Here is a 20,971-nt window from a genome sequence, read left to right as displayed (position 1 = left end):
GTCCCCTTAGGCCGCGAGGCTGAAGCGTTCGGCGTGGACCTGGGCGTTCGGGACGCGCAGTTCGCGCAGGGTGCGCAGCACGGCCGAGGTCATCCCCGGCGGCCCGCAGACGAACACGTCCCGCTCGTGCACGTCCGGCACCATCATGTGCAGGTTCGCCGGCCCGAGCATCACGCCACGCGGCCCGACCGCCTGATCCGGCCCGGTGAGGAGACTCACGACGGCGCCGCGGGCCTTGGCCAGCTCGTTCAGTTCCGGCAGCAGCACCGCGTCGGCCTGGTTGCGGACCCGGTACAGCACGACGACGTGGCCGTCGATGTCCTCCAGCAGCGCGCGGATCGGCGTGATCCCGACGCCGCCCGCCACGAGCAGCGCGTTGGGCCGCTGCTGGTGGATGGTCGTGAAGGCGCCGTACGGGCCTTCGGCGAACACGCGTGTCCCGACGCGCAGATTGCGCAGCCCGGCGCTGGAATCGCCGAGGGCCTTCGCGGTCAGCCGCAGGGAGCGGCCGTCGGGCGCGGCCGACAGCGAGAAGGGGTTGGCCTGCCACCAGCGGTCCTTGGTGAGGAACCGCCACAGGAAGAACTGCCCCGCCTTGGCCGGCATCTTGTCCAGGTGCTTGCCGCTCATGTACACCGAAACGACGTCCGGGGATTCGGAAACCACGGCCGTGACGCGCAACTGGTGGCGCAGGTTCCGCCACAGCGGCAGCACGACGCGCCCGGCGAGCACGGCGGCACCGGCGCCGAGCCAGAGCGTCCACCAGTACGCCTTCGCCTGCTCCGAGCCGGCGAACGACTGACCAAGCGCGATCTGGTGGGTGAACGCCAGCACGATCGCGGCGTAGGTGTAGAGGTGGATGAAGTGCCACGTCTCGTAGGCGAGCCGCTTGCGGGCGAACTTCGCCGAAGCGGCGCCGACGACGAGGATCACGGCGAAGGCCACCAGCGACCGCAGGATCCCTTCGAGGGTGTTCGCCATGTCGACCAGTTCGTCGACGACCCCCTTGCTGGAGACCTCCGCGTAGCCCATGGTGATGAACACGAGGTGCGCCAGCAGGGTCCACAGGATCGTGAAGCCGGTCCAGCGGTGCCACGTGGTCAGCCGGTCCATCCCGAGCCGGCGGTCCAGCCAGGGCAGCCGGGCCACCAGCAGCAGCTGGAACGCCATCGCCAGCGCGCCGTACAGCCCGGCGAGCCTGCCGATGGTGATCAGCACGTTCTGCGACAATCCGGCCTGCACGAACAGGACGGTGACGGCGGCCACGTTGGCGCCGAGGAAGAGGAAGAGGCCGGATTTCGCGGCGATCCGGGGGCGGATCGCCGGGCGCGCGGCCTCGGCGGTCTGCGTCATGCTGGTCACACGGATTCCCCCTCGGTTCGGTTCACGAAGGCCAGCCTCGCCGCGCAACCTGTGGAGAGTCAAGGTGCCGGCTGTCGGATCGCTGTCGGATCCCTGTCGGCCTGCCCGTCGCCTCGCCCCGGTGCCCCGGCCGGGGAGAAGATGAGGCGGTGCAGACTCCCGCTCCCGTGCGCCTGCTCGTCGTCGACGACGAGCCGCACATCGCCGACCTCGTCGCCACCGTTGCCCGGTACGAGGGCTGGCAGGCGGTCACGGCCGGGACCGGTCAGGCCGCGCTGAGCCGCGCCGCGGAGTTCGGGCCGGACATCGTGGTGCTCGACTTGATGCTGCCGGATCTGGACGGCTTCACCGTGCTCGACCGCCTGCGCGAGAACGGCACCGCGGTGCCCGTGGTGTTCCTCACGGCCAAGGACGCGACGGCCGACCGGATCGCCGGGCTCACCCGCGGGGGCGACGACTACCTCGTGAAGCCGTTTTCGGTCGAGGAGCTGATGGCGCGGCTGCGGGCGGTGCTGCGGCGCAGCACCGGTGTCGCGCACCAGCCCGAGGCGCGCGGGGCGGTGCTGCGCGTCGGCGACCTGACCCTGGACGAGGACACCCGCGAGGTCCGCCGCGGCGACCAGCCGGCCGAGCTGACGCCGACCGAGTACGAGCTGCTGCGCTACCTCATGCGCCGGTCGCCGTCGGTGCTGACCAAGGCGCAGATCCTCGACCACGTCTGGGAATACGACTTCGGCGGCCGGTCCAATGTGGTCGAACTGGTCATTTCGCACCTGCGCCGCAAGGTCGACACGGGGGACGGCGAGCCGCTGATCCACACCGTGCGCGGTGTCGGTTACGTCGTGCGGCAGGTCCACCGGTGACGGGCACCCTCCGCCGGTGGTACGGGGCCTGGCAGCGCACCAGGCTGGGCACCCGGATCACCCTCGGCCTCGGCGCGCTCGCGCTGGTGGTGTTCGCCGCCGTCGGCGTCACGACGGTCGGGATCATGCACGGCTACCTCGACCGGCGGCTCGACGAGCAGCTGTCCAAGAGCCAGGACACGCAGGTGCCGCTGCTGCGCGAGACGCACGGCTCGCCGGAGTCGGTCTACTCCTGGTACTCGGTGCTGTACACCGTGCGGGACGGCGTCGCCACCCCCGACTCCGGTGGCAAGCCGCCCCAGGACGCCCAGCAGCTGGCGAAGATCGCCGCGGAAGGGCTGCACGGCGACCTCACCCGCACCGTGTACCTGCGCGGCGGCGAGCCCTACCGGGTGCGTGCCTGCCCGGTCGACACCGATTCGGTGCTGGTGAGCGCGGCGCCGCAGAAGGACCTCGACGGCACGGTCCAGCAGCTGATCTGGGTCGAGGTCGGCGCGTTCACGCTGGCGCTGGCCGTGCTGGTGGTCGTGGGCAGGTTCGTGCTGCGCCGCGGCCTGCGCCCGCTGGCCGACATGGCGGGTACCGCGCACGACATCGCGTCGCACGACCTCGCCGCGAACCCCGCCCTGCCGGCGCGTGCGGCGGGCACCGGTGGCGGCGCCGAAGTCGACGAGCTGCGGACGGCGTTCAACGTGATGCTGGCGCACATCGACACTTCCCTCGCCGCGAAGACCGAGGCCAACGAGCGGCTGCGCCGGTTCGTCGCGGACGCCTCGCACGAGCTGCGGACGCCGCTGACGTCGATCCGCGGGTACGCCGACCTCTTCCGCTACGCCGCGGCGAACGAGCCGGCGGAGCGCGAGGCGCACCTGGCGAAGATCCGCGAGGAGACGGCCCGGATGACCGTGCTCGTCGACGATCTCCTGCTGCTGGCCCGGCTCGACGCGCGGGCCGCCGAAACGCCGTTGCGGCCCGAGCGCGTCGACCTGGCCGAGCTGGCGGAGGACGCGGCGGACGCGTTCTCCGTCGGGCGGCCCGGCCACCCGCTGACCACTTCGTCGGTGCCGGCGCCGGTGGACGCCGACCCGGTCCGGCTGCGGCAGGTGCTCGACAACCTGCTGGCCAACGCCGCCGTGCACACCCCGCCGGGGACCGCGGTGCACGTCGCCGTGACGGTCGAGGGCGCCGAAGCCGTCGTCCGGATCAGCGACACCGGTCCCGGCATCGCGCCGTCCGTTCAGGAGCGGATCTTCGACCGGTTCTTCCGCGTCGACGACTCCCGCACCCGCGGCCACGGCGGCACCGGGCTCGGGCTCTCGGTGGTCCACTCGCTGGTCACGGCGCACGACGGCACGGTGTCGGTGTCTTCGGAGCCGGGGCGGACGGTCTTCACCGTGCGGTTGCCGCTCGCGCGGTCGTGAGTGGTAATTCGGGTTCTAACCCGAATTACCACTCACGACGGGGGCGGGCGGTCAGAGCCGGCAGGAGCGGATGTCCGACGCCAGGATCGCCTTGGTGCCGACCTCGGCCAGCTCGTCCATGATGCGGTTGACTTCCTTGCGCGGCACCATGGCGCGCACCGCGACCCAGTCTTCGTGGGCGAGCGGCGCCACCGTCGGCGACTCCAGGCCCGGCGTGATGGCCATTGCGCGCTCGAGCAGCGTCCGCGGGCAGTCGTAGTCCAGCATCATGTACTGCTGCGCGAACACGACCCCGCGCAGGCGCGCGGCCAGCTGCGACTTCGCTTTGCTTTCCGGCGTACCGCGCCGCTGCAGCAGCACCGCTTCCGAAACGCAGATGGGGTCGCCGAACGCCACCAAGTTGTGCTGGCGCAGCGACCGGCCGGACTCGACGACGTCGGCGATCGCGTCCGCGACGCCGAGCTGGATCGAGATCTCCACCGCGCCGTCGAGGCGGATCACCTCGGCCTCGACGCCGTGGCGGGCGAGGTCGTCGCGGACCAGCCGCGGGTACGACGTGGCGAGCCGCTTGCCGTGCAGGTCCGCCGGCTTCCAGTCGCGGCCCGCCGGGGCGGCGTAGCGGAACGTCGAGCCGCCGAAGCCGAGCGCCTGGACCTCCTCGACCTGAGCGCCGGAGTCGAGCGCGAGGTCGCGGCCGGTGATGCCGAGGTCGAGCTCGCCGGAGCCGACGTAGATGGCGATGTCCTTGGGCCGCAGGAAGAAGAACTCGACCTCGTTCACCGGGTCGAGCACCGTCAGGTCGCGCTGCTCATGCCGCTTGCGGTAGCCCGCCTCGCCGAGCATCTCCGTCGCCGCGGCGGCGAGGGCTCCCTTGTTCGGCACGGCAACACGCAGCATTTCGCTCTTCTCCTCGATCGGCGGGCAGTGTTCGTCGCGTGACCCCGTCACAGGTAGCGGTAGACGTCCTCGGTCGACAGGCCGCGGCCGAGCATCAGCACCTGCACCCGGTACAGCAGCTGGGAGATCTCCTCGGCGAGGCGCTCGTCGGACTCGTGCTCGGCGGCGATCCACACCTCGCCGGCTTCCTCCAGCACCTTCTTGCCCTGGGCGTGTACCCCGGCGTCGAGGGCGACGACGGTGCCGGACCCGTCCGGACGGGTACGCGCGCGCTCGGCAAGCTCCGCGAACAGCTCATCGAAGGTCTTCACGGTCCGGAATCCTTCCATCCCGGCCCCCGCGGCGCCGCCCCGCCCCGCCGCGGGTGCTGCCCATCTCACACTGCCGTGGACGCCGGCTCCCACGGGCTGGGATCAGAAGAGCGCGCCCTGCTCGAAGTCGAGCAGGTAGCGCTTGCGCTCGAGGCCGCCGCCGTAGCCGGTCAGCGAACCGTTCGCGCCGACCACCCGGTGGCACGGCACGATGATGCCGATCGGGTTCTTGCCGTTGGCCAGGCCCACCGCCCGCGACGCCGCGGGTTTGCCGAGCCGGTCGGCCAGCTGCCCGTACGAGATCGTCGTGCCGTAGGGGATCTTGCGCAGTTCGGCCCAGACCAGCTGCTGGAACGGCGTCCCCACGAACGCCAGGGGCAGCTCGAACCGTTCACGATGGCCGGCGAAGTACTCCTTCAGCTCGGTCTCGGCGCGGACGAAGATGTCCGCGCCGGGGTGGGGCGGGCCGAAGGTCGGCTCGGCCGGGCGGTGGCGCTGGTCGACCATGTAGAGGCCGCAGAGCGCGTCGCCCTCGGCGACCAGGGTCAACGGGCCGCACGGGCTGTCGACGACGGCGTGGGTGCGCATGGGTTCTCCTGTCGGGTTCACGCCGCGGGCATCCGGTTGATCGCGTGGTCTCCGGTGGCCCACAGGTGCTGGGTGGCGTAGGCGCGCCAGGGGCGCCACGCGGCGGACCGGGCGACGATGGCGGCCTGACCGCCGAGGCCCAGAACTTCCGTCGCCGCGTACTTGATGCCGAGATCGGTGGGGAGGAACGCGTCCGGGTCGCCGAGCGCGCGCATCGCGATGCTCTCGACCGTCCACGGCCCGAAGCCGGGCAACGCGGTCAAGGCGGCGCGGGTCGCGTCCCAGTCACTGCCCGCGCCGAGGTCCAAGCCGTCCGCCAACGCCGACACCAGCCCGAGCAGGGTGCGGCGGCGGCTGCGCGGCATGGCCAGGGTCTCGGGATCGAGGGAAGCCAGCGCCTCGGGCGAGGGGAACAGGTGGGTCAGGCCGCCGCCGGGGTCGTCGACCGGTTCGCCGTGTGCGACGACGAGCCGGGCGGCGTGGGTCCGCGCCGCCGCGGTCGAGACCTGCTGGCCCAGCACGGCCCGCACGGCGAACTCGGCGCCGTCGACCGTGCGCGGGACCCGGCGGCCGGGTGCGGCCGTGACCAGCGGCGCGAGCAGGGGGTCGGTGGCGAGCTGGTCGTCGACGGCGACCGGGTCGGCGTCGAGGTCGAGCAGGCGGCGGCACCGGCTGGTGGCGGCGGGCAGGTCGCGGAGGTCGGCCAGGGTGAGGCGGCAGGCGATGTGGCCGTCTTCCGGCCGCAGCGCGACGACGCCGTGGCCGTGCGGCAGCCGCAGCGTCCGGCGGTAGGCGCCGTCCCGCCACTCCTCCACGCCCGGCACGCCGGTCGCCACCAGGTGCCCGAAGAGGTTGTCCGGGCACAGCGGTTTCCGGTAGGGCAGCCGCAGCACGAGCGCCCCGGCCGCGGCCGACGGCGTGCCCTTCGCGCGCTGCCGCAGTTCGGTCGGCGAGAGGGCGAACACCTCGCGGACGGTGTCGTTGAACGTCCGGATGCTGCCGAAGCCGGCGGCCAGGGCCAGCTCGGTCATCGGCAGGGCGGTCGTCTCGATCAGCGTGCGCGCGGTCTGCGCGCGCTGGGCCCGCGCGAGCGCCAGCGGGCCGGCCCCGAGTTCGGCGAACACCTGCCGCTCGACCTGCCGGACGCTGTAGCCGAGCCGGGCGGCCAGACCGCGGACGCCTTCGGTGTCGACGACGCCGTCGGCGATCAGCCGCATCGCCCGCGCCACCAGGTCGGCGCGCTCGTTCCACAGCGGCGAGCCGGGGCTGGCGTCCGGGCGGCAGCGCTTGCAGGCGCGGAACCCGGCCTGCTGGGCGGCCGCGGCGCTCGGGTAGAACGACATGTTCCGTGGCTTGGGCGGCACCACCGGGCAGCTGGGCCGGCAGTAGATCTTCGTCGTCAGGACCGCCGTGTAGAACCACCCGTCGAACCGGGCGTCCTTCGCCTGCACGGCCCGCACGCACCGTTCGAAGTCCTCATGCACTCCGTCAGCATCGCGGACCGGTCCGGCCCGGGGCTAGCGGAAAAGCGACATGGTGGTGCTCAGCCGAGCAGGGCCGCCAGCGCCGGCACGTCGATGCCGACCAGCGAGTCGCGGAACACGCGCCGCTCCCCCGCGTCGACCGGGACGTCGTTGGGGATCACCAGGACCGTGCAGCCCGCGGCGACCGCGGACGCGGTGCCCGGCGGCGAGTCTTCGACCGCGACGCACCGCTCGGGCGAAACGCCCAGCAGCTCGGCCGCCTTGAGGTACGGGCGCGGGTGCGGCTTGTTGAGGCCCTCGACCTCGTCACCGCACACGGTGATGTCGAAGAAGTCCCGGCCGATCGTGTTCAGCGCGAGCTCGGTCAGGTCGCGCTCGGTGGAGGTGACCAGCGCCGAACGGAGGCCCGCTTCACGCACCGCCGTCAGCGCTTCGCGGGCGCCGGGGCGCCACGGCAGCTCGTCGTCGAACAGCCCGGCCGTGCGACGGCGGATCTCCTCGCCGGTCGAAGCGATCGCCTCGGGCGTCACGGGACGGCCGGTGACCTCCAGCAGGTAGGCCGACGTGTCGTCCATGTTGGACCCGACGAGCGTCATCCGCTGTTCCTCGGAAAGCTTGCCGCCGAGCCATTCCGCCGTCTCGTACAGCGCGATGTCCCACAGCTTCTCGGAATCGACGAGCGTGCCGTCCATGTCCCACAGCACGGCGGTCAATCCGTCCACCGTCGACGCACTCTTTCCCGCGGAGACGGCATTCGACACAGTGGAGTCTCCTCAGGTGTTGAAGTACTTGGCTTCCGGGTGGTGGCAGACGATCGCGTCGGTCGACTGCTCGGGGTGCAGCTGGTACTCCTCGGACAGCTTGACGCCGATCCGCCCCGGCTCGAGCAGCGCGACGATCTTCGCCCGGTCCTCGAGATCGGGGCAGGCGCCGTAGCCCAGGGAGAACCGAGCCCCACGGTAGCCGAGCTTGAAGAAGTCTTCGACGTCGTCCGGGTCCTCTGAGGCGACCGCCACACCGCCGGGGAAGGTCAGTTCCTGCCGGATGCGGCAGTGCCAGTACTCGGCGAGCGCCTCGGCCAGCTGGACGCCGAGGCCGTGGACCTCCAGGTAGTCGCGATACGCGTCGGCCGCGAACAGCTCGTTGGCGTAGTCGGCGATGGGCTGTCCCATGGTGACGATCGTGAACGGCACGACGTCGGCTTCCCCGGCTTCCCGGGGGCGGTAGAAGTCGGCCAGGCAGAGGCGCCGGTCGCGCCGCTGGCGCGGGAAGGTGAAGCGCACGCGCTCCGGCGCGCCGGGCGACGGCTCGGTGAGCACGACCAGGTCGTCGCCCTCGGCGACGCACGGGAAGTAGCCGTAGACGACGGCCGCGTGGGCCAGGACACCGTCGGCGGTCAGCCGGTCGAGCCAGTACCGCAGCCGCGGCCGGCCTTCCGATTCGACGAGTTCCTCGTAGGTCGGTCCCGCCCCGCCGCGGGCGCCCTTGAGGCCCCACTGGCCCATGAAGGTCGCGCGCTCGTCGAGCATCGCGGCGTAGTCGGCGAGCGGCACGCCCTTGACCACCCGCGAGCCCCAGAACGGCGGGGCCGGCAGCGGCACGTCGGTGGCCACGTCCGACCGCGCTGGTGGCGGCCCTTCGAGCGCTTCCGCCGAGGCCGTGCGGGCTTTGCGCGCCTCGGCGATCCGCAGCGAGCGTTCACGGCGTTCCTTGCGCTCCCGACGCTTTTTCTCCGCGTCCGCGTCCACCAGCGGCGACTCCCCGCGCTTGGCCGCCATGATCGCGTCCATCAGGCGCAGGCCTTCGAACGCGTCCCGCGCGTAGCGGACGTCGCCGAGGTACAGCTCGGTCAGGTCGTTCTCCACATAGGACCGGGTCAGCGCGGCGCCGCCGAGCAGCACCGGCCAGCGTGCCGAGACGCCCCGGGAGTTCATCTCCTGGAGGTTCTCCTTCATGATCACCGTGGACTTCACCAGCAGCCCGGACATCCCGATCGCGTCGGCGCCGTGTTCCTCGGCCGCGTCGAGAATGGTCGTGATCGGCTGCTTGATGCCGAGGTTCACGACTTCGTAGCCGTTGTTGGACAGGATGATGTCGACGAGGTTCTTGCCGATGTCGTGGACGTCGCCGCGCACGGTGGCCAGCACGATGCGGCCCTTGCCGGTGTCGTCGTCGGACTCCAGGTGCGGTTCGAGGTGGGCGACGGCGGCCTTCATCACCTCGGCGGACTGGAGCACGAACGGCAGCTGCATCTGGCCCGACCCGAACAGCTCGCCGACGGTCTTCATGCCGGACAGCAGCGTGTCGTTGATGATCTGCAGGGCGGGCCGCTGGTCGAGGGCCGCGTCGAGGTCGTCCGTCAGCCCGTTGCGCTCGCCGTCGACGATCCGGCGCTCCAGCCGTTCGAACAGCGGCAGGGCGGCCAGCTCCTCGGCGCGGGACGCCTTGGACGACGCCGCGCTCACGCCCTCGAACAGGCCCATCAGCTCCTGCAGCGGGTCGTAACCGGGACGGCGGCGGTCGTACACGAGGTCCAGGGCCACCGCACGCCGGTCGTCGGGGATGCGGGCCATCGGCAGGATCTTCGACGCGTGCACGATCGCGGTGTCCAGCCCGGCTTGGACGCACTCGTGCAGGAACACCGAGTTCAGCACCTGCCGCGCGGCCGGGTTGAGGCCGAACGAGATGTTGGACAGGCCGAGCGTGGTCTGGACTTCGGGGTGGCGGCGTTTGATCTCGCGGATGGCCTCGATCGTCTCGATGCCGTCGCGGCGCGACTCCTCCTGGCCGGTGGCGATGGTGAAGGTCAGCGCGTCGATGATGATGTCGGACGTCCGCACCCCCCACTTCCCGGTGATGTCCGCGATCAGCCGGGACGCGATGTCGGCTTTCTTCTGCGCGGTGCGCGCCTGGCCTTCCTCGTCGATGGTCAGCGCGACGACCGCGGCACCGTACTCGCTGACCAGGTCCATGACCTGGGTGAACCGGGATTCCGGGCCGTCACCGTCTTCGTAGTTGACGGAGTTGACCGCGCACCGGCCGCCGAGCCGCTGCAGGCCCGCGCGCAGCACGGGGACCTCGGTGGAGTCGAGCATGATCGGCAGGGTCGACGCCGTGGCCAGCCGCCCGGCCAGCTCGGCCATGTCGGCGGTGCCGTCGCGGCCGACGTAGTCGACGCACAGGTCGAGCAGGTGGGCGCCGTCGCGGGTCTGCTCGCGGGCGATCTCGACGCAGTCGTCCCAGCGGCCCTCGAGCATCGCGGTGCGGAAGGCCTTCGAGCCGTTGGCGTTGGTCCGCTCGCCGATCATCAGCACGCTGGCGTCCTGCCTGAACGGCACCGCCTGGTACAGCGACGACACGCCGGGCTCCGGGCGCGGCCGCCGCGGGACCGGAGCGGTGTCCGCCACGGCCGCGGCGAGCTGCCGGATGTGCTCGCCGGTGGTTCCGCAGCACCCGCCGACCAGGCCGACGCCGAACTCGCGCACGAACCCGGTCAGCGCCTCGACCAGCGCTTCCGGGCCGAGCGGGTAGACCGCGCCGTCGGGGCCCAGCTCCGGCAGGCCGGCGTTCGGCATCACCGACAGCGGTACCCGGGCGTGCTTGGCCAGCTGCCGCAGGTGCTCGCTCATCTCGGCCGGGCCGGTGGCGCAGTTGAGCCCGATGACGTCGATGCCGAGCGGCTCCAGCGCGGCCAGCGCCGCGCCGACCTCGGTGCCGAGCAGCATCGTGCCGGTCGTTTCGACGGTGATCGAAGCGATGATCGGGACGTGCCGGCCCTCGGCGGCCATCGCCCGCTTCGCGCCGATGATCGACGCCTTCGTCTGCAGGATGTCCTGGGTGGTCTCCACGATCACCGCGTCGGCGCCGCCGGCCAGCAGTCCCCGGACCTCCTCGCGGTAGGCGTCCCGCAGGGTGGTGAACGGCGCGTGGCCGAGCGTCGGGAGCTTCGTGCCGGGGCCGACGGAGCCGAGCACGAAGCGCGGGCGGTCCGGCGTCGCGAACTCGTCGGCGGTCTCGCGGGCCAGCCGCGCGCCGGCCTCGGCGAGCTCGAAGATCCGCTCGGCGATGTCGTACTCGGCGAAGTTGGCGAAATTGGCCCCGAAAGTGTTCGTCTCGATCGCGTCCGCGCCCGCTTCCAGGTACCCGCGGTGGACCGAGCGGACCACGTCCGGCCGGGTGACGTTGAGGATCTCGTTGCAGCCCTCCAGGCCGCCGAAGTCGTCCAGGCTCAGGTCGTGGGCCTGCAGCGCGGTCCCCATCGCCCCGTCGGCCACCAGGACGCGGGAGCGCAGGGCATCGGCGAACGGCGACGACAGGCGGTCGGACATGCTGAACAGGGTAAGGCCGGTGGTCGTAGGCTGGTCCGGTGAGTGAGCCCGTCGACGAGACCCCGCGGCCGCCCGGCGACCGCACCGAACCCAGCCGGCCTTTGATGGTGGTCGCCTTCGAAGGCTGGAACGACGCAGGTGACGCGGCCAGCCGGGCGGTCGAGCACCTGCAGCTGAACTGGGACGCCACGCCGCTGGCCGAGCTGGAGCCCGACGACTACTACGACTTCCAGGTCAGCCGCCCGACCGTCCGGATGGTGGACGGCGTCACTCGCCGGGTGGACTGGCCGACCACGACGCTGTCGGTGTGCCGCCCGGACGGGTTCGACCGGGACGTCGTCCTCGTGCAGGGGCCCGAGCCGAACATGCGCTGGCGCGCCTTCTGCGCCGAGCTGCTGGAGCACATCCAGCAGCTGGACGTCGCGACCGTGGTCACCCTGGGCGCCCTGCTCGCCGACACCGCGCACACGCGGCCGGTCCCGGTCACCGGAACGGCGTACGACAAGGACACCGCTTCGCTGTACGGGCTCGACCTGAACAACTACCAGGGCCCGACCGGCATCGTCGGGATCCTGCAGGACTACTGCGTGCAGGCGGGTATCCCGGCCGTCTCGATCTGGGCCGCGGTGCCGCACTACGTGTCGCACCCGCCGTCCCCGAAGGCCACGCTGGCGCTGCTGCACAAGCTGGAGGACATCCTCGACGTCGAGATCCCGCTGGGTGCGCTGCCGGAGCAGTCCGAGGAGTGGCAGCGCACGGTCAGCGAGATGGCCGACGAGGACGAAGAGATCAGCGAGTACGTCCGCAGCCTCGAGGAGCGCGGAGACGCCCAGAGCGAGGTCGTGGCCGAGGACGTCAGCGGCGACAAGATCGCCGCCGAATTCGAGCGCTACCTCCGCCGCCGCGGCCGCGGTGGTGGAGGCGGACAGGAAGGCTTCGGCCTGCGCTGAGGCATCACTTCGGCCAGCTGGTGGCGAACGCCCGGGCGGGGTTCGCCACCAGCATGGCCGTGACGACGTCGCCACCGAGGTGCTCGGTCAGCCGCGGCGCGAGCGTGGTGAGCAGGTAGGACGCGCCCGGCTGGTCACGGGCGGCGGCGGTGGTCGTGTCGCCGCCGAGCAGGAGCTGCCCGCCGTGCCCGGCTGCGACGAGCGCTTCGAGGCCGTCGAAGAGCCGCCAGTCGGTGGCGTGGTTGGCCCGCGAGGGGCCGTCGAAGCCGAGGAACACGCCGGTCTCGGCGATCTTCCGCTGCAGCCGCGGGTCCGGGTTCCGGTTGAGGTGCCCGAGGATCACCTTGTCCGGGGGAACGTCCAGCTTGCCGCAGAGGAGTTCGACCGTCTCCAGGCCCGCTGTGCCGAGTTCGAGGTGCACGGCGATCGGCGCGCCGGTCTCCTGGTGGGCGACCGCGGCGGCGGTCATCGTCAGCCGGGCGTGGGAGTCGATCGTGTGGAACGCGCCGGCCACCTTGACCAGCCCGGCCCGCGGGCCGGTCCGCGGCTCGTCGGGCAGGTCGGCGGGCTGGGTCCCCTCGGTGAGGTCGGCGACGAACTCCTTGACCAGGCCGTCGATGACGCGGCCGAGGATCACCGGGGCGTAGTGCTCCACGCGGTGCAGGCCGGTGGCCGCGACCACGTGCACGCCGACCTCCTCCGACATCCAGGCGAGGTCGCGGGTGCGCCGGGTCAGGCCGTACGGCGTCCACTGGACGAGCGCCGCGCCGCCGCGCATCTTGAACTCGAGCAGCGCGTGCGCGGCGGCGATCGGGTCGTCCAGTTCCTGGCCCGGCAGCAGCTTGGAGGCGAAGAAGAGGTGGTCGTGCGAGTTCGTCACGCCCAGTTCGGCCGGATCGATGTCGCCCAGCACCGTGCGCACCTCGGGTTCCCCAGTCACGAACATGAGTGTAACGCCTCACCCGTTACGATGGCGAGGTGTCCGAAGACTTCCGCCTCGACATGGGCGCACCCTGGTTGAACCTGCTCGCCACCCGCGGCCGCCACTTCGGGCCGCAGCCGATCGAGCGGATCCCGACGGTCGAGCGGCTGCGCGACTGGCTCATCCGGGTCGAACTGACGCCGCTCGCGCCGGTCACGCACGCCGACCTGCGCGAGGCCCACCGGCTCCGCGAGGTCCTCCGCGAACTCGCCTTGGGCGCGGTCGACGGGATTCCGCCGAGAGCCGGCCAGGTGAGCCCGCTGACACCCTTCCTCAAGGCCGAGCCGGTCCACCTCGCCGCGCTCGACCGGCTCCACCGCAGCGCCCCCGCGACCGCCGCCGACGCGCTCGGCCGGCTCGCCCGCCAAGCCGCGGACTGGCTCACCGGACCGCTGCGGCACGACCTGCGGACCTGCCCCGAGCAGGACTGCCGCGGCGTGTTCGCCGATCCGGGCGGGCGGCGGCGCTGGTGCCCCGCCCCCGCCTGCGCCAGCCGGGGCCGGGTCCGGGCGCTCAGGGAACGGCGCCGCGCGGAATCATGAGGGCCACAGGATCCGGCGCATCGGCACCGCACCCCGCGCCCGCTTGCGCCACTCGCGCGGATAGCCCAGTGAGACCTCTTCGAACCGGACGCCGTCGGCCTCGGTGCTGCGCGGGATGTGCAGGTGGCCGTAGACGGCGATCTCCGCGCGGTAGCGGAGGTGCCAGTCCTCGGTCTTCGTGGTGCCGCACCAGAGCGCGAACTCCGGCCAGTACAGCGGGGCCGTCGGGTGCCGGTGCAGCGGCCAGTGCGACATCAGGATGGTGCCGTGGTCCGCGGGGATCGCGTCGAGGCGGCCGGTGCTGATCTTGAGCCGGTCCTCGCACCAGGCCTGCCGGCTCGGGTACGGGTCCGGGTGGAGGAAGTACTCGTCCGTGCAGACCACCCCGGCCTCCCTGGCCTGGCGTAGGGCTTCCTCGAGGGACTTGCCCTCGGCTTCCGGGGTCCGCCAGCTGTAGTCGTAGAGCAGGAACAGCGGCGCGATCGTCAGCGGCCGCGGACCGTGCCGCCAGACCGGGAACTCGTCCTCCGGCGTCAGCACGCCGATCTCGCGGCACCGCTCGACGAGGTGTTCGTAGCGGGCCTGGCCCCGCAGCTGGCAGTCGTCGTTCTTCGTCGTCCACAGCTCGTGGTTGCCCGGCACCCAGACGACCTTCGCGAACCGGCTGCGCAGGGTCTTCAGCGTCCCGATGGTGGCGTCGGCGAGTTCGGCGACGTCGCCGGCGACGAGCAGCCAGTCTTCGGGTGTTTCCGGGACGACCGAGTCGAGGACGGGGCCGTTGCCCTCGTGGGTCACGTGGAGGTCGCTGGTGGCGAAGAGGTGCGGCACCCCTCCACCGTAACCACCGCGGCCGGGGCGGCTCTACGACTTCGCCGACGAGGCCGCCCGGTATCGCCCCACCGGCTCCCGCGTGCCCCGCCGGCGGACGAGCACGACGGCGCCCGCGAAGACGTAGACACCGGCCTGGACGTCCAGCAGCGCGGCGGGCCCGGTCACCGCCACGAGCGCGCCCGCCAGCAGCGCGCCGGCGGTGGTGAAGGTCGCGACCATGGCGAACGTCGTGCTCAGCACCCGCCCGGCGCGCTCGGGCGCGACCGCGCGCTGGATCTCCGACAGCACCCCGGCGCCGACGACCACGCCCGGGGCGCCGGCCACGGCGAACAACCCGACGTACACGCCCAGCGCCGTCGTGACCGGCGCCAGGTTCCAGATCACCGCGGACAGCAAGCCCAGCCCGAGCGCACCCCAGCCGAGCAACGCGGCCGGCGCGACCCGCCGCGCCACGGTGGCCAGCGCGAATCCGGCGGCCAGCCCGCCGAGCGCCTGCACACCCCGCAGCAGCCCGGCGTCGGCTTCGCTGCCGCCGAGCACGTCGAGGACGTAGACCACGAACAGCACCAGGAACATGCCCTGCGCCAGCGACGTCAGGACCAGCGCGAACCCGGTGCGCCACAGACGCCGGTCGCGCGTCAGCTCACCCAAGCCGGCGAGCCAGGCCCGCACCACCGGCTCCCGGGCGGGGACCGGCGCCGGCGCGGTGACCCGGCGGAACGGCTTGGCCAGCAGCGCCGCCGCCACCGCCAGGACGGCCAGGTAGCCGGTGATGACGTCCGCGAGCCCGCCGAAGCCCAGCAGGGCGCCGCCCGCCCAGCCGCCGGCCAGCCGGGCGATGCTGCCGTTCACGCTCATCAGCCCGTTCGCCGCGGTGACGTCCGCGACGCCGACGAGCTCCGGAACGAGCGCGTTGCGGGCGGGTTCGAACACCGACGCGAGGGCCGCTTGGGCGGCCATCACCGCGTACACCACCGTGACGCCGGGCTCGGCCAGGAGCGGGAGCGCCACGACGGCGAGCCCGCAGCAGACGCCGAACAACACCGCGCGGCGGTTCCACCGGTCGGCGACGACGCCGGCCACCGGGCTCAGCAGGACCGCGGGCAGCAGGCCGAGCACGATGCTCAGGGCCGTCGTCGCGGCGGAGCCCGTGCGCTGGAAGACGTGGAGCGGCAACGCCACCTGCAGCATCCACTCGGCCGTCTCGCCGAAGAAGGCGGCCGCCCACAGCCGCGCGAACGCCGGCACCCCCAGCAGCCGGTTCACTCCTCCGCCCGCCCCGAGTGGTCGACGCGCGGGAACGCCCGCAGGCTGACGTGCACCGGGCGCGCGTGCGCCGGCGCGTCGGGCCGGATCGCGCCGACGTAGGGCCGGACCAGCGCGTCGATCGCGTCGCTCAGCCGGGTCAGCTCCTCCGGCGTGACGCGCAACGTGTACGTCGAGAGCCCGGACGCCTCGACCCAGGCCGGGTCGAGGTCGTCGAGGGAGTCCAGGTATCGCTGGGTCAGCTCCTGTTCGTGGCTCAGGCTCGCCCCCACGACCCCGAGCTGGGCGGCCCGGCGGGCCGGATCATCGGCGAACCGGCCGATGTCCAGCCCGACCTGCCGGGCGCGCCACGGGCGTTCGCGGCCGTCTTCGGTCTCGGCGCGCTCGACGAGGCCGTACTGCGCGAGCTGCCGCAGGTGCCAGCTGCAGTTCGACGCCGTCGAGCCGACGGCGTCGGCGCACTCGCTCGCGGTGCGCGGGCCGACGGCGGTGAGGTGGTTCAGCAGCGCGGACCGCAACGGGTGCGCCAAGGCGCGAAGCAGCTCGACGTCCTCGATCCGCTTGCGCGGCGGCAGGTCGGCCATCGGCGTCCAATCTGAAAGGATAATTTCGAAAGCTCTCTTTCAGAGTTCGTGCCGCCTGGGGGTTTGTCAACCGGCTCCGCTATCGTTCGCGGGGCAGTGACTGCACCGGGCAGTGACTGCGTCGTGACCCGAGCTTGGATGGACGTTGCCCGACCAGCGCGAACTAGCCACCGCCGCCGCTCTCGCCCTCCCCCGCTTCGTGGGTTCCACCGCGCTCTTCCACGCGGCGGTCGCCGAGCGGATGGCCGTCACCCCGGCCGAGCTGCACTGCCTGCACCTGCTCCACGGCGGGGTCAGCGACTCCCCGACCGAACTCGCCCGGCTCCTCGGGATGAGCACCGGCGCGTTCACCCGGCTGCTCGACCGGATGGACCGCCACCGGCTGGCCGAACGCGCCCCCGATCCCACCGACCGGCGCCGGCTCGTCGTCCGGCCGCTGCCCGACCGGATGGCCGAGCTCGCCGAGCTGTACGCGCCGATGGCCCGGTTCGTCGGCGACCGGCTCGCGCGCTTCGACCGCCGTCAGCTGACCGCCTTGCTCGAGTTCCTCACCGACGGCACCGCGGCGGCCGAACGGTCGACCACCGGGCTGCCGGATGTGACCCAGGCCATAACCGGTTGACTAACTCTACGGATGTTGCGTTAACCTGGTTCCACTATGAGGAACTGAACCGCGCCCATCCCGCTCGAGGCGGCACCCCGGTCGAGCCGACGCTCCCGCGTGCCCCGACGCCCGGCGGGATCTCGCTTTCTTCCCCCAGGGTTCGGTGATCGCCCATGTCTTCCCTCTTTCCGTTGCAGGCCAAGGACGTCGTCTTCGGCTACGGCACCCGCGTCGTCCTCGACGGCGTCTCGCTGACCGCGTCGGCCGGGCAGCGGCTCGGCCTGGTCGGCGAGAACGGCACCGGCAAGTCCACTCTGCTGCGCCTGCTCGCCGGGCTCGAAGAACCGCGCTCCGGCGAGGTGCGGCGCGGCCGGGACGTCGGGTTCCTGCTCCAGGAACTGCCGTTCCCGATGGACGCGACCTTCGCCGGCGTCCTCGACGGCGCGCTCGCCGAGATCCGGGCGGCCGCGGCCCGGCTCGACGAGCTGACCGCGACCATGACCGACCGGCCCGACGACGCGGGCGTGCTCGAGGAGTACGGCCGCGTGCTGGAGTGGGCGCAGGCCCACGACCTCTGGGACGCCGACCGCCGCGCGAAGCTCGTCTGCGACGGCCTCGGCCTCGGCGGCGTCGAACCCGGCCGTCGGCTCGGCACGCTGTCGGGCGGCCAGCGGTCGCGGCTGGGCCTGGCCGCACTGCTGATCCGGCAGCCGGCCACGCTCCTGCTCGACGAGCCGACCAACCACCTCGACGACGCCGCGATGGAGTTCCTGGAGCGCCATCTCACCGAGCTGACCGGCATCGTGGTGCTGTCCTCGCACGACCGGGTGTTCCTCGACGCCGTCTGCACCGACATCGTCGACCTCGACCCGGCCGCGGCGGACCGGCAGGCCGGCGGCGCCGTCCGCTACGGCGGCAGCTACTCCGCCTACCTCGGGCACAAACGCGCCGAACGGGCCCGCTGGGAACAGCGCTACGCCGAGGAGCAGGAGGAACTGAAGGAGCTGCGGGAAACCGTCGCGGTCACGGCACGCCACGTCGCCCACGGCCGCGCCCCGCGCGACAACGACAAGTTCATCCACCACTTCAAGGGCGCCCGCGTCCAGAAGACGATCTCGCGGCGGGTCCGCGACGCCGAGCAGCGCCTGGAAAACCTGGAACGCGACCAGGTGCGCAAACCCCCGGCGCCGCTGCGGTTCCGGGCCGAGCTCACCGGCCGCGCCGCGGGCGACGGACCGGCGGTTGCGGTGCGCTCACTCGAAGTGCCGGGGCGGCTGCGGCTGCCGCGGCTGGACATCGACGGTTCGGCGCGGCTGCTCGTCACCGGCGGGAACGGCGCCGGGAAGTCGACGCTGCTCTCGGTGCTGGCCGGACGGCTCGCGCCCGCGGCCGGGACGGTCCACTTCGGACACGGCGTGCGGGTCGGGCTGCTGGAGCAGGATGTGGTGTTCGCCGAACCGGAACGGACCGCGGCCAGGGTGTACCGGGACGCGCTCGGCGAGGACGCTCCCCCGCTGAGCCGGCTCGGCTTGCTGGCGTCACGGGATCTCCGGCAGCCGGTGGGCGCGCTGTCGGTCGGCCAGCGGCGGCGGCTGGCGCTGGCGGTGTTGCTGGCCGATTCGCCGGACGTGCTCCTGCTCGACGAGCCGACCAACCACATTTCCCTCACGCTGGCGGAAGAACTGTTCGCGGCGCTGGAAACGGCACCGGGCGCGGTCGTCATCGCTTCCCACGACCGGTGGTTGCGCCGGGACTGGTCAGGCGACCACCTGGAGCTCCCTCCCACAAGCCGAGGAAGCGCCGCTTTCACGTGAAAGCGGCGCTTTGCGGCGCAAAGCGTAGCTTTCACGTGAAAGTGCCGCCCCTCGACGTCAGGGTCAGAGGGTGATGCCGAGGAGGGCGTCGACCGCGGTGCGGATCAGGTCCGGGGCCGCCGGGTCGGTGCCGTCGCGGCGCCGGGCTTCGTTCGCCCACGCGTCGATCGCCGCCAGGGCCTTCGGGGTGTCGAGGTCGTCCGACAGGTGGTCGCGCAACCGCGTGACGGTGTCCGCCGCCGACGGTCCGGTGCCCAGCGAGACGGCTTCCCGCCAGCGCGCGAGCCGGGTTTCGGCGTCGGCCAGCAGCTGAGCCGACCACGGCCGGTCCTCGCGGTAGTGGCCGGCGAACAGCGCCAGCCGGATCGCGCCCGGATCGACCCGGTCGGCCCGCAACCGCGAGACGAACACCAGGTTCCCGCGCGACTTCGACATCTTCTCGCCGTCGAGGCCGATCATCCCGGCGTGCACGTAGTGCCGGGCGAACGGGCCGTCCTTGGCCACGGCCTCGGCGTGCGCCGCGCTGTACTCGTGGTGCGGGAAGATCAGGTCCGAGCCGCCGCCCTGGAGGTCGAAGCCGAGGCCCAGCCGGTTGACCGCGATCGCGCTGCACTCGATGTGCCAGCCCGGGCGGCCGGAGCCGAGCTCGGACTCCCACGACGGCTCGCCTTCCCGGGCAACGCGCCACAGCAGTGCGTCCAGCGGGTGGCGCTTGCCGGCGCGGCCGGGGTCGCCGCCGCGCTCGGCGAAGAACTTCGCCATCGTCTCGGCGTCGTAGTTCGATTCGTAGCCGAACCTGCCGGTCGCCGTGTGGTCGAAGTAGACGTCGGGGAACTCCGCGTCGTCCGCGCGGTAGGCGCTGCCGTTGGCCAGCAGCTTCGCGATGACCTCGACGATCTCGGGGATGCTCTCCACGGCGCCGACGAACTGCTTCGGCGGGATCACGCGCAGTGCGGTCATGTCCTCACGGAACAGCGCCGTCTCCCGCATACCCAGCACGACCCAGTCGTCCTGGTCGCGCGCGGCGCGCTCCAGCAGCGGCTCGTCGATGTCCGTGACGTTCTGCACGTAGTGGACGTCGTGCCCGTTGTCCCGCCAGATGCGGTTCACCAGGTCGAAGGCGAGGTAGGTCGCGGCGTGCCCCAGGTGCGTCGCGTCGTAGGGCGTGATGCCGCAGACGTACATCCGGGCGGTGGCGCCGGGCGCGGTCGGGCGGGTCTGCCCGGTGGCCGTGTCGTGGAGCCGCAGCGGGCGGGGGGTGCCGGGGATGCGGGGCACGTCGACCGATGACCAAGTCTGCATACCCCGACTGTAAGGGCTGGCTCGTCAGGCGTTCCCGAGCGGTGGGACGAGCCGTACTCGCGCGTAGGCTTCGATGGCCCGCGCCAGCCACGCGGGCAGGTCCGGGTCGGCCCGCTCGGCCAGCTCCCGTTGCCGGGGATCGTTCAGGTACAGCCCGCCCATCGCGGCGTAGGCCGGGGCGGTCGGCTGCCAGAAGCGGCGCACCGACTCGTAGTGTTCGGCGACGGCGTCGAGTGCGGCGGGTCCTCCGGCGCCGCACCCGAGCGCATGACGGCGGCCAGCCGCCGGAACAGCGCCGCTCCCTGCGCGGCGGCGTGCTCGTAGTCCGCGGCGCTGAGCCCGTGCTGGGCGGCCTGGGCGACGTCGAAGGCCGCCGCGGCACCTTCCCCGAAGGTCTCGCGGTAGCTCTGCCGCATGGCGGCGCCGTCCTTGCGCAGGCCGGCGAAGAACCGGTCCGGGTCGCCGATCCGGGCGTGGCCGAGGTCGGCGATCGTCTCCTCGACGGTGGCGATGACCCGGTCGAGGCGCCGCCGCTCGTCCTCGAGCTGAGCCAGGTGGCCGCGCAGCGCGGCCGCCTCGTCGACCTGGTCGCCCAGCACCGCCCCGATCTCGGCCAAGCCGAGCCCGAGCCGCCGCAGCAGCAGGATGCGCTGCAGGCGCAGCAGTTCGGGCCGGCTGTACCAGCGGTAGCCGTTCGCCGCCACCGAAGCCGGCGTGAGCAGCCCGAGCGCGTCGTAGTGGCGGAGCATGCGCGCCGACACGCCGGACGCCTTCGCGACCTGGCTGATCGAGTACCGCATGCCGCCAGCTTAGAAGTTGACCTTCACACGGTGTCAACTTCT

At 72.5% G+C, this 20,971-nt stretch carries 20 protein-coding genes; 6 read left to right on the top strand and 14 right to left on the bottom strand.

Annotated features, from left to right (window positions below; all coding sequences use genetic code 11):
* Positions 1 to 6: 6 nt before the first annotated feature.
* Positions 7 to 1,353 carry a ferredoxin reductase family protein gene (locus AB0F15_RS07960; protein ID WP_360267155.1) on the bottom strand — a complete coding sequence of 449 codons (1,347 nt, stop codon included), beginning with the start codon at positions 1,351 to 1,353 and terminating at the stop codon, positions 7 to 9.
* A 158-nt stretch (positions 1,354 to 1,511) separates the two neighbouring features.
* Here AB0F15_RS07960 and AB0F15_RS07955 point away from each other — a divergent pair, with 158 nt between their 5' ends.
* Both AB0F15_RS07955 and AB0F15_RS07950 read left to right on the top strand, forming a co-directional pair.
* Positions 1,512 to 2,225 carry a response regulator transcription factor gene (locus tag AB0F15_RS07955; protein ID WP_360266902.1) on the top strand — a complete coding sequence of 238 codons (714 nt, stop codon included), beginning with the start codon at positions 1,512 to 1,514 and terminating at the stop codon, positions 2,223 to 2,225.
* Positions 2,222 to 3,646: a HAMP domain-containing sensor histidine kinase gene (locus AB0F15_RS07950; RefSeq protein ID WP_360266899.1), complete on the top strand. Its 1,425-nt coding sequence runs from the start codon at positions 2,222 to 2,224 to the stop codon at positions 3,644 to 3,646. Before AB0F15_RS07955 ends, AB0F15_RS07950 begins: the two co-directional genes overlap by 4 nt.
* A gap of 51 nt (positions 3,647 to 3,697) precedes the next feature.
* Here AB0F15_RS07950 and hisG read toward each other — a convergent pair whose 3' ends face one another.
* The 6 genes from hisG to metH all read right to left on the bottom strand — a co-directional run bounded on the left by hisG (position 3,698) and on the right by metH (position 11,254).
* On the bottom strand, positions 3,698 to 4,543 hold the full coding sequence (gene hisG, locus AB0F15_RS07945; RefSeq protein ID WP_360266896.1) for an ATP phosphoribosyltransferase: 846 nt from the start codon (positions 4,541 to 4,543) through the stop codon (positions 3,698 to 3,700).
* A 47-nt stretch (positions 4,544 to 4,590) separates the two neighbouring features.
* Entirely contained in the window at positions 4,591 to 4,854 is a 264-nt protein-coding gene (locus AB0F15_RS07940) for a phosphoribosyl-ATP diphosphatase (RefSeq protein WP_013226745.1), read from the bottom strand.
* 102 nt (positions 4,855 to 4,956) lie between these two features.
* Positions 4,957 to 5,442 (bottom strand): methylated-DNA--[protein]-cysteine S-methyltransferase, encoded by a 486-nt coding sequence (locus AB0F15_RS07935; protein WP_360266892.1) that lies wholly within the window; start codon positions 5,440 to 5,442, stop codon positions 4,957 to 4,959.
* A gap of 17 nt (positions 5,443 to 5,459) precedes the next feature.
* Positions 5,460 to 6,926, bottom strand: a complete 1,467-nt coding sequence (locus AB0F15_RS07930; protein ID WP_360266889.1) for an AlkA N-terminal domain-containing protein — start codon at positions 6,924 to 6,926, stop codon at positions 5,460 to 5,462.
* Positions 6,927 to 6,985: 59 nt separating this feature from the next.
* Positions 6,986 to 7,648, bottom strand: a complete 663-nt coding sequence (locus AB0F15_RS07925; RefSeq protein WP_360266886.1) for an HAD family phosphatase — start codon at positions 7,646 to 7,648, stop codon at positions 6,986 to 6,988.
* A gap of 51 nt (positions 7,649 to 7,699) precedes the next feature.
* Entirely contained in the window at positions 7,700 to 11,254 is a 3,555-nt protein-coding gene (metH, locus tag AB0F15_RS07920; RefSeq protein WP_360266883.1) for a methionine synthase, read from the bottom strand.
* Positions 11,255 to 11,292: 38 nt separating this feature from the next.
* On the opposite strand from metH, the gene AB0F15_RS07915 reads away from it, so the two are divergent.
* Positions 11,293 to 12,204 (top strand): PAC2 family protein, encoded by a 912-nt coding sequence (locus AB0F15_RS07915; protein ID WP_360266880.1) that lies wholly within the window; start codon positions 11,293 to 11,295, stop codon positions 12,202 to 12,204.
* 4 nt (positions 12,205 to 12,208) lie between these two features.
* On the opposite strand, the gene AB0F15_RS07910 is transcribed toward AB0F15_RS07915, so the two are convergent.
* The gene (locus AB0F15_RS07910) at positions 12,209 to 13,150 is read right to left on the bottom strand and encodes a phosphotriesterase (RefSeq protein WP_360266877.1); all 942 of its coding nucleotides are present in this window, start codon (positions 13,148 to 13,150) and stop codon (positions 12,209 to 12,211) included.
* A 32-nt stretch (positions 13,151 to 13,182) separates the two neighbouring features.
* On the opposite strand from AB0F15_RS07910, the gene AB0F15_RS07905 reads away from it, so the two are divergent.
* Entirely contained in the window at positions 13,183 to 13,728 is a 546-nt protein-coding gene (locus tag AB0F15_RS07905; protein ID WP_360266874.1) for a CGNR zinc finger domain-containing protein, read from the top strand.
* Here the strand turns inward: AB0F15_RS07905 and AB0F15_RS07900 are convergent.
* The 3 genes from AB0F15_RS07900 to AB0F15_RS07890 are packed head-to-tail and all read right to left on the bottom strand — an operon-like array spanning position 13,723 to position 16,409.
* Positions 13,723 to 14,556 carry a metallophosphoesterase gene (locus AB0F15_RS07900; protein WP_360266872.1) on the bottom strand — a complete coding sequence of 278 codons (834 nt, stop codon included), beginning with the start codon at positions 14,554 to 14,556 and terminating at the stop codon, positions 13,723 to 13,725. The genes AB0F15_RS07905 and AB0F15_RS07900 overlap by 6 nt on opposite strands.
* A gap of 33 nt (positions 14,557 to 14,589) precedes the next feature.
* Positions 14,590 to 15,825, bottom strand: a complete 1,236-nt coding sequence (locus AB0F15_RS07895; protein ID WP_360266869.1) for an MFS transporter — start codon at positions 15,823 to 15,825, stop codon at positions 14,590 to 14,592.
* Entirely contained in the window at positions 15,822 to 16,409 is a 588-nt protein-coding gene (locus tag AB0F15_RS07890; protein ID WP_360266866.1) for a helix-turn-helix domain-containing protein, read from the bottom strand. Before AB0F15_RS07890 ends, AB0F15_RS07895 begins: the two co-directional genes overlap by 4 nt.
* A gap of 145 nt (positions 16,410 to 16,554) precedes the next feature.
* Here AB0F15_RS07890 and AB0F15_RS07885 point away from each other — a divergent pair, with 145 nt between their 5' ends.
* Entirely contained in the window at positions 16,555 to 17,031 is a 477-nt protein-coding gene (locus AB0F15_RS07885) for a MarR family transcriptional regulator (protein WP_360266863.1), read from the top strand.
* A 155-nt stretch (positions 17,032 to 17,186) separates the two neighbouring features.
* Positions 17,187 to 18,827: an ABC-F family ATP-binding cassette domain-containing protein gene (locus AB0F15_RS07880; protein WP_360266861.1), complete on the top strand. Its 1,641-nt coding sequence runs from the start codon at positions 17,187 to 17,189 to the stop codon at positions 18,825 to 18,827.
* Positions 18,828 to 18,890: 63 nt separating this feature from the next.
* Here the strand turns inward: AB0F15_RS07880 and mshC are convergent, their stop codons facing one another.
* From mshC to AB0F15_RS07865, 3 genes are read right to left on the bottom strand one after another with little or no spacing between them, the layout of a single operon-like run.
* Positions 18,891 to 20,129, bottom strand: a complete 1,239-nt coding sequence (gene mshC / locus AB0F15_RS07875; RefSeq protein ID WP_360266858.1) for a cysteine--1-D-myo-inosityl 2-amino-2-deoxy-alpha-D-glucopyranoside ligase — start codon at positions 20,127 to 20,129, stop codon at positions 18,891 to 18,893.
* Between the two features lie 24 nt (positions 20,130 to 20,153).
* The gene (locus AB0F15_RS07870) at positions 20,154 to 20,333 is read right to left on the bottom strand and encodes a TipAS antibiotic-recognition domain-containing protein (protein WP_360266855.1); all 180 of its coding nucleotides are present in this window, start codon (positions 20,331 to 20,333) and stop codon (positions 20,154 to 20,156) included.
* Positions 20,273 to 20,929 (bottom strand): MerR family transcriptional regulator, encoded by a 657-nt coding sequence (locus AB0F15_RS07865; RefSeq protein ID WP_360266852.1) that lies wholly within the window; start codon positions 20,927 to 20,929, stop codon positions 20,273 to 20,275. Before AB0F15_RS07865 ends, AB0F15_RS07870 begins: the two co-directional genes overlap by 61 nt.
* Between the last annotated feature and the right edge of the window lie 42 nt (positions 20,930 to 20,971).

This window comes from Amycolatopsis sp. NPDC026612 (assembly GCF_040638285.1).
Lineage (GTDB): Bacteria > Actinomycetota > Actinomycetes > Mycobacteriales > Pseudonocardiaceae > Amycolatopsis.
The sequence above is the reverse complement of the archived record's forward strand: the minus strand, read 5'-3'. Positions and strand labels throughout refer to the sequence as shown.

Coding starts and splice junctions, on each gene's coding strand:
- mshC (WP_360266858.1), bottom strand. CDS start 20,129: ATGCAGACTTGGTCATCGGTCGACGTGCCCCGCATCCCCGGCACCCCC.
- AB0F15_RS07935 (WP_360266892.1), bottom strand. CDS start 5,442: ATGCGCACCCACGCCGTCGTCGACAGCCCGTGCGGCCCGTTGACCCTG.
- AB0F15_RS07910 (WP_360266877.1), bottom strand. CDS start 13,150: ATGTTCGTGACTGGGGAACCCGAGGTGCGCACGGTGCTGGGCGACATC.
- AB0F15_RS07890 (WP_360266866.1), bottom strand. CDS start 16,409: ATGGCCGACCTGCCGCCGCGCAAGCGGATCGAGGACGTCGAGCTGCTT.
- AB0F15_RS07865 (WP_360266852.1), bottom strand. CDS start 20,929: ATGCGGTACTCGATCAGCCAGGTCGCGAAGGCGTCCGGCGTGTCGGCG.
- AB0F15_RS07960 (WP_360267155.1), bottom strand. CDS start 1,353: ATGACGCAGACCGCCGAGGCCGCGCGCCCGGCGATCCGCCCCCGGATC.
- hisG (WP_360266896.1), bottom strand. CDS start 4,543: ATGCTGCGTGTTGCCGTGCCGAACAAGGGAGCCCTCGCCGCCGCGGCG.
- AB0F15_RS07880 (WP_360266861.1), top strand. CDS start 17,187: ATGTCTTCCCTCTTTCCGTTGCAGGCCAAGGACGTCGTCTTCGGCTAC.
- metH (WP_360266883.1), bottom strand. CDS start 11,254: ATGTCCGACCGCCTGTCGTCGCCGTTCGCCGATGCCCTGCGCTCCCGC.